Here is an 11,017-nt window from a genome sequence, read left to right on the forward strand (position 1 = left end):
CTAGATTAAGCATTTTTATGAATACGATTAAACCATTGTACATTCTTCTTATTTATCTATTCACGATTCCTGGATGTGGACCGCAGGAGCAGCAATCTCAGCAGGGAGAGGTTACCACCTCTGCTGTGGAAAGGACGATCAAGGAAGAGCGGAAAACCATTCTTTTCTTTGGTAATAGTCTTACTGCAGGGTATGGTATCGATGAGGATGAGGCCTTTCCAGGCCTTATCCAAAATAAGATCGATAGCCTTGAATTGCCATATAAAGTAATCAACGGTGGCTTGAGCGGGGAAACCTCCGCAAGTGGAATCAATAGGCTTGAATGGTTTCTGGAGGAAGAGCCATCTATTTTTGTATTGGAACTTGGGGGAAATGATGGTCTGAGGGGAATAGCAGTCGAAGAAACCCGCAAAAACCTGGAAACCATGATTGAGATGGTCAGGAAAAAATATCCCGATACCCGGATTCTTCTGGCAGGAATGCAAATCCCCCCAAATATGGGCAGGGAATATGCGGCAAACTTTGAGCTGATGTATAAAGAGATTGCCGTTGAGAAAAACGTCAAACTTATTCCCTTTTTGCTGGAGGGGGTCGGTGGAGTGAGGGGCCTCAACCTTCCCGATGGCATACACCCTACCGAAGAAGGCCACCGGATAGTGGCCGAAACGGTATGGGAATATCTAGAACCCATGATAAATTAAGCGACATAAGTCGCTTTTTTTTGCTTAATATTGGTTTTGTAAAGTATTGATTATCAATTAATATGGTGGATTTTATTGGAATTACTCAATGCATTGAGTAAATTTACTCAGTATATTGAGTAATTGTGTTATGGTTTATCAAAGGGTAGAAAAAAAGCTCATTCAGAGCAGGTTGGAAAATGAGCCTAGAAGGTTCATTCAGGTAATCTATGGACCTAGACAAGTGGGCAAAACCACCTTGGTAAGGCAAATTCTGAAAGATTTGGACTGCCCTCACAGCATGGTGGCTGCTGATGCGGTGCCGGCAGGCGATAAAGTCTGGATAGCTCAGCAATGGGAGAGCGCGAGGGTAAAGTATAAGTCCAATAGAGCCAAGCCCTACCTGCTCATCATAGATGAGGTGCAGAAAATAGATAACTGGAGTGAACAAATCAAGGCAGAGTGGGACAAGGATACCTTCGAGGAGCTGGATATCCGAGTAGTCCTGTTGGGCTCATCGAGGTTGATGCTGCAGCAGGGACTTACTGAGTCATTGGCGGGGAGATTTGAGGCTACCTATCTAGGGCACTGGTCTTATAAGGAAATGAAAGAAGCTTTTGGGTTATCTCCAGAGGAGTTCGTATGGTTTGGAGGGTATCCGGGTGCGATTTCTTTAAAAGACAACGAGGATCGGTGGAAGGACTATATCAAGGACTCTTTGTTGGAGACCAGTATTTCCAAAGATATTCTGATGCTGACCAGGGTTGACAAGCCTGCTTTGATGAAGCGGCTGTTCGAGCTGGGGGCGATGTATTCTGGGCAGGTGTTGAGTTACACCAAGGTGATGGGGCAGTTGGCAGATGCGGGAAATACCACTACGTTGGCAAACTACCTTGAATTGCTCCATGCGGCCGGTCTGTTGGGTGGCTTGGAGAAATTCAGTCCCAATGCGGTACGGAAAAGAGCCTCCAGTCCAAAGTTCATGGTTCACAATACGGCCATCATGTCCGGCATATCCAATGAGAGCCTGGAAACCCTGCTCGCCAACGGGAAAAACTGGGGGCGCTGGGTAGAGTCTGCCATAGGGGCCCACTTGATCAATCAGGCATTGAAGGAGAAGAAGCTTCATATTTACTATTGGCGAGAGGGAAATGATGAAGTTGATTTTGTAGTGGAATACAAAAAGCGTGTCATTGCCCTGGAAGTCAAAACCGGGAAGTCAGGCGCTTTGACTGGCCTAAATGCCTTTGCCAAGCAATTCAAACCCGAGAAATCCCTTCTAGTGGGCAACGGGGGGATTACATGGCAGGAGTTTTTGGAGATGGACGTCATTGATCTATACAAGTGAGGTCCAAATCCTATTTCCAAAATGCTCAATGTATTGAGTAATTTTACTCAGTGCATTGAGTAATTTTTTTGTATTGGTTGTTCAAAGTAGGTTTTATCAAAACATTTTATTTAATTAGTTCAAAAATTATGAGCTATGAAAGATTTTTTGGTAATTCTGCTGACCGTATGTATTCTAAGTGGTTGTGGAAATAACAGTCAAAATGAACATGTAGGATTTGAATTTGAATTGGAAGTTGTCGATTCAATCCAGGTTGGGGTAATGGAAAGCATTTCCGCTATTGATTTTAACTCAGACTTTGGGGCTATTTTTGGAATCCAGACCCAGACACTCACTACTTTCGGGTTTGATGGAAGTATAATCAACTCCAAAACTTTCCCCCAAGATGGTCCGGGATCAGTAAGCTTTATTACTGATCTAAAGATACTAGAAGACGGCAAGCTTTTACTTTATCCGTTTAATAGCCACAAATTGCCGCTTTTAAACAATGAGTTAGAGGTAGAAAAGTACTATGAAATGCCGTTCAAATCAGAATTGCAAGGTGCGGCATATTTCCAGCGGATGTTTGCCCTGCACAATGATGATGTGTATCTTTTTTACCCTGGAAGGGACGGAGGTGTCCCATATTTGAATGATTTTTATAAAAACCATAAAGTACTCGAAAAATTAAATCTAACTTCCGGATCTACTGAAGCTGTTTTTCAACTCCCAGATAATAGCAAGTACCTATCGGACCTGACTTACGAATATCCAACAGTTGCTGTATCCTCTAATGACGACTTGATTTATTTGGCTTTGGATACAGAGTCTCTTATCCATGTTTTTGATCCCAATGCGAAAGAGGAGTCTCTAGAAACATTGGATTTTGCACCCACAAAGTTTGTCCAGATGGAAGGTTCTAAAGAGGAGTTTGTTAGTTCTTACGGGAAGCAAATGAAGGGAGGGGTGAAAAATCTTTATGCGGTGCCCGGTGGGGTGGTTGTGTATTACTCAGAAGGTATAAATGAGGAAGTATATCAGCGGGAAGGCCTTCATGAGAGGGAAAATTGGTCTAGACGACCTGATTTTGATGGAAATATTTTGAAGATTTACCAGAAAGAAAACGGATGGTCCAATGAGATTGTCCTACCCCCGCACATGAGAGCAGTTTCAGGAATCAGCGATTTGTTTGAAGATTTTTGGGCGATGAGGTATGATGATTATTTGGGAGAGGAGCAGGATTATCTTACTTTCTACCGTTTGAAGTTAAAGCAAAAGCAGTAGTTTCAGAAATAAACCTGCCAGGTTTTCGAGGTTGACTATAAAACCTGGCAGGTTTTTCATCAATATGAGTACCTCACCACACTCCCTTTCTCCCCATCCAGCTCCACTTCGGCATAGACCCCTATCTCCTGCTGCAGTTCCTCCACGTGGGAGATGATGCCCACGATGCGGTTTTCGTGACGCAGGGATTTGAGGGTTTCAAATACTACCCGCAGAGAGTTTTTGTCCAGGGAACCGAAACCTTCATCCAGGAAAAAGAAACTTTGATCCGCCCAGTTAAGGGATTTTACCTTCTCTGCAAGCGACAGGGCCAGGCAAAGTGAAGCCTGGAAGGTCTGTCCACCGGAAAGTGTCTTGAGCAACCTTCTTTTTCCTCCATTCAAATGATCCAAAACCCAGAAAGTGTTGTCGTTGTCGATTTCCAAGCTCAGGTTGTTCTTGGTCAGCTTCATGAAGCGTCGGTTGGCCGTATGGCTGAGTTCTTTGAGGTAGATGCTGCTGACATATTTTACAAAGCCACTGCCTTTGAATAGCCCCTCCAATTCCCTTAGATTACTTTCCCTTTTTTCTACCACATCCAAAGATTTGTTTAATCCGGCTTTTTCTTCCAGCTTTTGCTGGGTGGTCTCCATCTGATTTTGAGTCAGCGCTATTTCCTTTTTGAGTTGGTCAAAGGTCTCTTTGGACTGGCTTAATTCGGATGACAGTCGGGCAAACCACTCCTCCTCAAACCCGGTAACTTCTTTGTTCTGCACATAAGCTTCCAGCCTATCCTTGGTCAGGTGCCATTGTCTTTCAAATTCATTGATTTGGGCCTCTAGCTTTTCCGTATCCAGCTGCTGATCAAGTATGGCCTTGAGTTCTTCCTCCAGCCCGAAACCCATTTCTTGCATTTTATTTTTTAGGGTTTCTTTTTGGGCCACCTGTTTTTCCTCGCAGCCTTTAAGCAATTCAGAAAACTGCTTCAAGTTGGCCAGGTTGGTGGATTGGCGTCCGCGGGAATCAATGAGGGCATCTTTGTTTCGGGTTATTTTCACCTCCAACTGATCGATGGCCTGTTGCACCTTGTCGATGGTGGTTTTGATCTGCTCATTGGTCTGGGCAAAGTACGGCTGGCAGAAATCTTTAAACTGTAGGTCATCTTTTTTGCTATTGATGGCTGATAGTTGGGAGCTGTATTCATTTTGAGCCTTTTGCAGCTTTTCTTGATTAGAGGAAGAATCTTCCCTCAACTTGCTGCAGTCCTGTCTCAATGCTTTTAGACTGCTTAAAAGCTTACTTTGCTTTTCCGTGGTCTTGTTGGCTTCCAAAAGGGCCTCTTGCACCTCGTGAACAGTTGAATATCCTTTTTCCGCCAGTTGGTGGTGAAGCTGCTTCTTTCGCTCTGACAAGCCTGCAAGCTGTTTTTCCTTTTCCGATATCTTTTCTCCAAGGTCTTGGAGTGAAAAAAGAATCCTGTCCATGGAAGAGCCTTTTTGCCTGACTTGCTTAAGGAAGGTTTTGGCTTCCTTGATTTGACTTTCGTTGGTGGATAATTCTAAATTGTCAAAATCAGCGGGCAATGGCATGGGATGGCTTTCGGAGCCACACAGGGGGCATGGTTGCCCATCATGCAGGTGGCCGGCATAAGCGGTAAGGCTCTGCTGTTGCAAGAGTTTTTCCCTCAATACTTCCAGGTGGCGGATTTGGTTTTCGACGGTTTGAATCCAGTCTTCCAGGGTAGTTATTCCCTCTGGCATCGCTTTCCGAATGGCAATGGCTTGCTCATTTACCTCCGCCTGTTGCAGCTTGTTCTGCTGCAATTCCTTTTCCAGTTGGGTAATTTGCTTGATAAGCTCTTCCATTTCCCAAACCATGTTTTTCAGGTTGGCCAACTCGTTAGGATCTGGCGCTTGCAGGTTGTCGTATAGGCCTTCTTGCTCCTCAATTTGCTTGGTAAGTTGAGTGATTTTATCCTGACAATCCTGGATGGTGGGAGAAAGTTTTTCGATCAGCGCCTGGTTGGTCTTGGAATCAATTTCCAAGGCATTAATCTCCATGACTTTTTTCAGATCCCTGATTTTGGCCTCCCTTTCACCTTTCTTTTGATACTCCTTTTGAAGGCTGGTTTCGGTTTCCAAAAGGGCACTGACCTCCTTCTCAAAATCATCCTTCCAGCGTTGGCAATCGGTCACACTTACCTTGTATTTCTCCAAATCTATCCTCAATTCCTCGAGTTGGGTAAAAAGAGGCTTGAAATGTAGGGTTGCTTTTTGGTACTGTTGAAGATTGGCTTTGGACCTTTCGATGGCTGTGGAACGCGTTTGTAGTTCGTTCCATTTTTTTTGTATCTCCTTATATTCCTGATGTTTATCTTTAAGTTGCTTGGCATGGGAAAATTGTGCCTCCAGTTTTTCCAATTCACTGGCGCTGCCCTTCTCTTTTTCCTTGAGATTTTTGAGCAGGGTTGACTGTTCCTGCAGCTTCTCTTTGGTATAATCAGATAAAGTTTCCAGCTGGGTTTTGAGCTTCAGCTTTTGGGCATACACCTCCGAGAGCAAGGCCTTTGTCTGGGGTGAAAGTTCAAAACGGGAAAGGCCAAAGAGGTCCTTCATCATAGTCGCCCTGTCCTTTGGACCAAGCTCAATAAAATCCCTGAACTTGCCTTGGGGGATGATGACCGTTTGGCGGAAATGGTCCAGCTTCATACCCAAGATATCCTCACCTCTTTCCTCTAGGGGTTCCCAAGAATCATTGGTTGCCCGGTAGAAAGTATGGGTGGCAGTTTTCACATCCTCCCAGTTGTTACGGTTTCTTTTGGCCAAGTACTGGGCTTTGTAGCGAATGGCATTGTTTTTACCCGCCAGGAACTCAAATTCAATCGAGATTTTTTCGCTCTGTAGGTTGACCATACTTGCCCTTTCTCCTTTAGGGGAAAGGCGCTCGGTTTGGCTGTAGAGTGCCAATAGGATGGCCTCCAAGATGGAGGATTTTCCGCTGCCCACTGCCCCAAAAATCCCGAAAAGGCCCGCTGAGGTCAGTTGGGTGAAATCTATGCTTTGCTTTTCCTTGTAGGAGTAAAGCCCTTCAATGTCTAATCTTACTGGAATCATTCGCTTGGTGTTTGGCTGGTGATTTCCCTAAAAAGGGTCAAAAGTTCCTCGTTTGGCTCCATGCCTTTCTGGCTTTGGAAGTATTTGATAAAAAGCGTTTCCATATCTTCATTCAAATCTTCTGCCTGGAGTTCTCCGTTGGCGCTGCCAAAGCCGGCTTTCAGGTGGGGGATAAGGTTGACGATCCCCTCATGGGCCTGCATGATGGCTTTCCGCGTTTGGGCATCGATGGATTCTTCCGTGACGTAGGTCAGCTCCACGAAGCAGTATGGGTTCTCCTCGAGCCACTCCAAAGTGGCCTGCAGATCCTCAAACCTTTTTCTATAAAGCGGTTTGCCTTGCTTGAGCGTGATGGGGCGGTGATCCACATCTTTTCCCGGTTGCGCCTCTATTAGGACCACTCTTTTATCCTGGTCTGCCTCGCTGAAGCTGTAGGCCAAGGGACTACTGCTGTACACTACCGGGAAAGGATCCTTTTGTACCGCATGGTAGCGGTGCAAATGACCCAAAGCTGCGTATTGGATTTGTGCAGGGATGTTTTTGGTATAAAGCGCCTGTGCTCCACCCACGTGGAGGATAGGACGCTCACTTTCGGGTTCGGGTTCCGGTTTTTCACCTTCCCTTATGAAGAAAAAATGCCCCATGAAAAGGTTGACCCCCTGGGAGTCGCAATGGCTGTCGGCCAGTTTTTGCCACTTATCCTCCAAGACTTGACGAAGGGATTCTTCCTTGTCGCCGTCACCCAGAAACGTTTTCAACAACACCTCATTGGCGTAAGGCGCCATGATTACGCGTACTGGAAAATCCAGGTGTGGAAACCTGACCTCAATGAAGCCTTCCTCGCTTTTGGTGATTTCTATGCCGTCTCCCACAGGGCCAGGGCGGACTATAGAGTCGTATTTGCTATAGAACACGATTCCCAATTCCCTAGCCAGCGGATCAGGTGCTTCGACAAACTGGGTACTGTCATGGTTGCCGGATATGGCGATGATCAGTCTTTTCCCATGGTTGGATAGTCGCTTCAATGTTTTGTATAGAAGCTCCACCGCCTCATGGTTGGGGTTGAAAGAATCGAAGATGTCTCCGGCCAACATGACCAGGTCGATATTTTCGCTTTCTGCAATCTCGCAGATTTCCTCCAAAACGAGTTTTTGTTCCTCAATTCGGGGAAATTCTTGGAGCTTTTTCCCCAAATGCCAGTCGGCGGTGTGTAGTATTTTCAGCATGGTAAGCGTCAATGTAAAATGCGTAAAATCAAGGTTTGGGATTCAATTTAAGGCCTTATTTCGGTACCGGCAATATCCGTGACAAAAGTTGTCGCTCCGGTGGCATAAAAATTGAAAAAGGTTCCCCTATGAAAAAAATTCTTTTCATAGGCTTTCTCATTTTCTTCTGTAAGTTTAACCTCGCTGAGGCACGTGTTCTTACTGAAGACGACTCTTTATTGGTGATCCAAAAAGGGGTGGCGAGTTTCTATGGGAAGAAGTTTCATCAGAGAAAAACGGCCAGCGGGGAGATTTTTGATATGCATGAGCTTACCGCGGCCCACAAGCACCTTCCCTTCGGTACCCGCCTGAGGGTGACAAACAATAAAAATGGCAAGCAAGTGATCGTCAAAATCAATGATCGGCTGCCGCAAAATTCAAAAAGAGTAATTGACCTCTCCCGCGAGGCCGCCAGGCAGCTGGGCATGATCAATGATGGCGTAGTACCCGTTAGGATTGCGGTCTTAACCCGCCAAAAGATTGAGGAGCTGCAGGATTATTACGAAGAAATACCCAAAGACATCCGATTGAGAGCCCCACTTCAATCGGTCACCTACAGAAAAAACCCCGATATGCTTTTTACAATGAGCATAGATTAAAGTTCGAATTATATCCATTAAATATTTTTTAAAGCGCCTCTTTCCGTTTTCCAAACGAGTCAAAATATTGACTCTACTGGTTAATTGTAAAATTATTAGTTAAAAATTGGTTTGAAATTTATTTTTTGTAAGTTAGTGATTGGGCAAATCTTAATAATGTGTCTAAGCCGGGGACATTATCTACATTATAGTTTTATCTTTTTTATTTAAATAATTAATAATGAGGTTGTTGTTATGGTTTTCTTATTTTTGGGTCTTATTGAGTTGCAATTCTAATAAGCACACCTCTGATTTTGAACTTACACAAGGTAGGGTGGTTTATCTGGATTCAGTTAAGATTGACGATGAGAGTTTTAGCTTTATGTCGGCTATAAATCCTAAAGTTTATAACGATACTATATTGGGTATGGGAGATGGGTCCTTTCAGGGCGTTCATTTATTTAATGCAAAAACAGGTGAATTTATAGTGTCCTTTGAATCAGATAGTATTGAGACATTTCAATTGCCCAAAAAGAATTATGGGAATTTTTCTATTCAGGGAGATACGGTTTTTATATTAAACAGTTTAAATAACACAGTTTATAGTTTTTTATTTGATAAAACTTTTATAGACAAAACTGAGCTGATGTTTTTAGATGTAATGCAAAAGTCCGAATATGAGACACTTTTTGAAGTAAATGGCAGTAGTGTTTATACAAGCAGTATATATTCAGGCCCTTTACAGGATAGATTTAGATATTCTAAAATTGTTTCGGTCTTCAATAGAAGTGGTGTTTTTCAGCATGATTTTGGTTCATATCCCAAAGAATATAAAGAAGGAAACCTTGTATTGAGCAAAGACGAAAATAAAATTTTAACTAATGACATTCTAATTATTTTAAATGTTGCTGGCGTGCCTAAATTGAAGAAATATTCGCTTAGCGGTAACTTGATGAGTTTGGATGTCTTGAAAAGTAAAAATTTTGATCCTCAAATTGGATATTTTCAAGGAGACCCTTTTTCTGGGCCACTTACAGATCAATTTAATGGATTGGGAAGTAATGTGCTTATGCAAGATGACATCATTTACGCCACTTTCAGCAGTTTTGATATACGCGATAGAAAAGAAGGACTAGAGACGTATCAATGGGTCCTCATGAAAATCGACTTGAAAGAGCGAACTATCAAAGAGCATAAGATTGCAGGAGCTTGGCATTTATCAGAAGTGCGAAGCCTTATTCCACAAGTTAAAGGAGATACTGTCTCAATATTGATTAGGAATGAAGATGAGGGGCTATACCTCAAAAGGCTGTTGTTTGATTGAAAAGGCATTTATATATAAAGGCTCCACTAAAATGCAACTTTGACTCACTTTAAAAATTGAAGTTTATCCGCAATAGCACTTGTAAACCTTTTGAAATTGCCAGAATCTTAGTCTGATGCAAAAATTTAGCTTTCATCGGTCCCGCCACGAACAGGCATCGGACTTCAGTCTTCCGTCCTGTCAATCAAAGGAAAATAGGCGATTGGCATCATTGCCGCTAATCAAATAAAAATAATTTCTAAACTTGCTTTGAAGTTATTTAAATCTTTAGTTAATTAGATGCCCGGTGTTTAATTAACTGAATATGAATAGAATTTTTGGATCTGCCTCTCTACTGCTGGCTTCCTTTATGCTTTTTTCCTGTGAACAGGAGGATGAGTCCCAAAAGGAACAGCCAATGGATTCCTTCCGCCAGGAAGTCTCCGCCACCCAAGTGCGGGTAGCCCAATCAGAGAAACGAACTTTTGATTACCTCATCAATGCTTCAGGCAAAGTGGAGGCCGATAACCAGCTTAAGGTGGTAGTGGAAAGGAACGGTTATCTGACCGAACTTTTGGTCAAAGAAGGGGAAATGGTGTCCCAGGGGCAGGTAATCGCCAGGCTCGACAATTCCGATTCAAAATTTAAACTTGAGAAGGCCCTCATCCAAAAAAGGGTGGCCGAGGCGGATTTTGATGACCGCAAAATGGGTTTTGGAAGGATCCTTTCCGGTCAGGACACTTCAGTAAATGTGGAAGATTTTACCGAAAAACTTCGCGCCAATTCGGGGATTCTGGCAGCTGAGCTAGAAGTCAGGGAAGCTGAGCTTGAATTGGAAAAGTCCGTCATAAAGGCGCCAATATCAGGCAAAATCGCGGACTTGTCCATAAGAAAAGGCACGCTGGTCAACAGCGGAGACGAGCTTTGTGAACTCATCAGTGCCGATCAACTGACACTAAAAGTGAAAGTGCTGGAAGCGGATATAGGGTATGTGAGTGCCAATCAAAAAGTAGAGGTTTTCCCGGTATCCGGCAAGGATAACCAGATAAGCGGAACAGTAAGAAGCATCAATCCCAAGGTGGATGAAAACGGCTTGGTCCAGGTTTCCATTGCCTTGGCTCCAAACAGCAAGCTTCTTCCGGGGATGAATGCCCGTGCGGTGATCCGTGCCCCGCAGAATAACAGCATTGTGGTGCCCAAGGATGCATTGGTGTACCGCTCCGGTCGCCCGGTAGTATTTACCCTCGAAAATGGAAGCAAAGAGTCCAAGTGGAACTATGTGGAAGTGGGAAAAGATAACGGCCGTGAAGTAGAGATCCTAAAAGGCATTGATCCCAACATGACCGTGATCACAACTAACAACCTGCAGCTGGCCCATCAGGCCCCGGTGATGATAGTGGAGGAATAAAAAGTACGAAGCCTAAATGGGACACGGAGTTTCGCAGAGTTTTGCACAGAGTTTCACGGAGTTCTCTTCTTCGCAGAGAA

8 protein-coding genes are annotated in these 11,017 nt (G+C 43.9%); 6 read left to right on the forward strand and 2 right to left on the reverse strand.

All coding sequences use genetic code 11. The annotated features are described in order from the left end of the window. Nucleotides 1-17: 17 nt before the first annotated feature. The 3 genes from KIH41_RS01235 to KIH41_RS01245 all read left to right on the forward strand — a co-directional run bounded on the left by KIH41_RS01235 (nucleotide 18) and on the right by KIH41_RS01245 (nucleotide 3,291). Entirely contained in the window at nucleotides 18-701 is a 684-nt protein-coding gene (locus tag KIH41_RS01235) for an arylesterase (RefSeq protein WP_214161229.1), read from the forward strand. A 115-nt stretch (nucleotides 702-816) separates the two neighbouring features. Then, nucleotides 817-2,028 carry an ATP-binding protein gene (locus tag KIH41_RS01240; protein WP_317194902.1) on the forward strand — a complete coding sequence of 404 codons (1,212 nt, stop codon included), beginning with the start codon at nucleotides 817-819 and terminating at the stop codon, nucleotides 2,026-2,028. Between the two features lie 135 nt (nucleotides 2,029-2,163). Beyond that, entirely contained in the window at nucleotides 2,164-3,291 is a 1,128-nt protein-coding gene (locus tag KIH41_RS01245; protein WP_213945157.1) for a hypothetical protein, read from the forward strand. Between the two features lie 59 nt (nucleotides 3,292-3,350). On the opposite strand, the gene KIH41_RS01250 is transcribed toward KIH41_RS01245, so the two are convergent. Continuing rightward, the gene (locus KIH41_RS01250; RefSeq protein ID WP_214161230.1) at nucleotides 3,351-6,383 is read right to left on the reverse strand and encodes an SbcC/MukB-like Walker B domain-containing protein; all 3,033 of its coding nucleotides are present in this window, start codon (nucleotides 6,381-6,383) and stop codon (nucleotides 3,351-3,353) included. Continuing rightward, nucleotides 6,380-7,609: a metallophosphoesterase family protein gene (sbcD, locus tag KIH41_RS01255; protein ID WP_214161231.1), complete on the reverse strand. Its 1,230-nt coding sequence runs from the start codon at nucleotides 7,607-7,609 to the stop codon at nucleotides 6,380-6,382. The genes KIH41_RS01250 and sbcD overlap by 4 nt, the downstream gene beginning before the upstream one ends. 128 nt (nucleotides 7,610-7,737) lie before the next feature. Between sbcD and KIH41_RS01260 the strand changes: the two genes are divergently transcribed. From KIH41_RS01260 to KIH41_RS01270, 3 genes are all read left to right on the forward strand, one after another. After that, nucleotides 7,738-8,247, forward strand: a complete 510-nt coding sequence (locus KIH41_RS01260; protein WP_213945154.1) for a septal ring lytic transglycosylase RlpA family protein — start codon at nucleotides 7,738-7,740, stop codon at nucleotides 8,245-8,247. Between the two features lie 220 nt (nucleotides 8,248-8,467). Further along, complete coding sequence (locus tag KIH41_RS01265; RefSeq protein WP_214161232.1) at nucleotides 8,468-9,550, forward strand: hypothetical protein; 1,083 nt, start codon at nucleotides 8,468-8,470, stop codon at nucleotides 9,548-9,550. A 304-nt stretch (nucleotides 9,551-9,854) separates the two neighbouring features. After that, complete coding sequence (locus KIH41_RS01270) at nucleotides 9,855-10,937, forward strand: efflux RND transporter periplasmic adaptor subunit (protein WP_213945153.1); 1,083 nt, start codon at nucleotides 9,855-9,857, stop codon at nucleotides 10,935-10,937. Nucleotides 10,938-11,017 lie beyond the last annotated feature (80 nt).

Origin of the sequence: Litoribacter ruber (assembly GCF_018500185.1) — a bacterium.
In the GTDB taxonomy this organism is placed as follows: Bacteria; Bacteroidota; Bacteroidia; order Cytophagales; family Cyclobacteriaceae; genus Litoribacter; species Litoribacter ruber.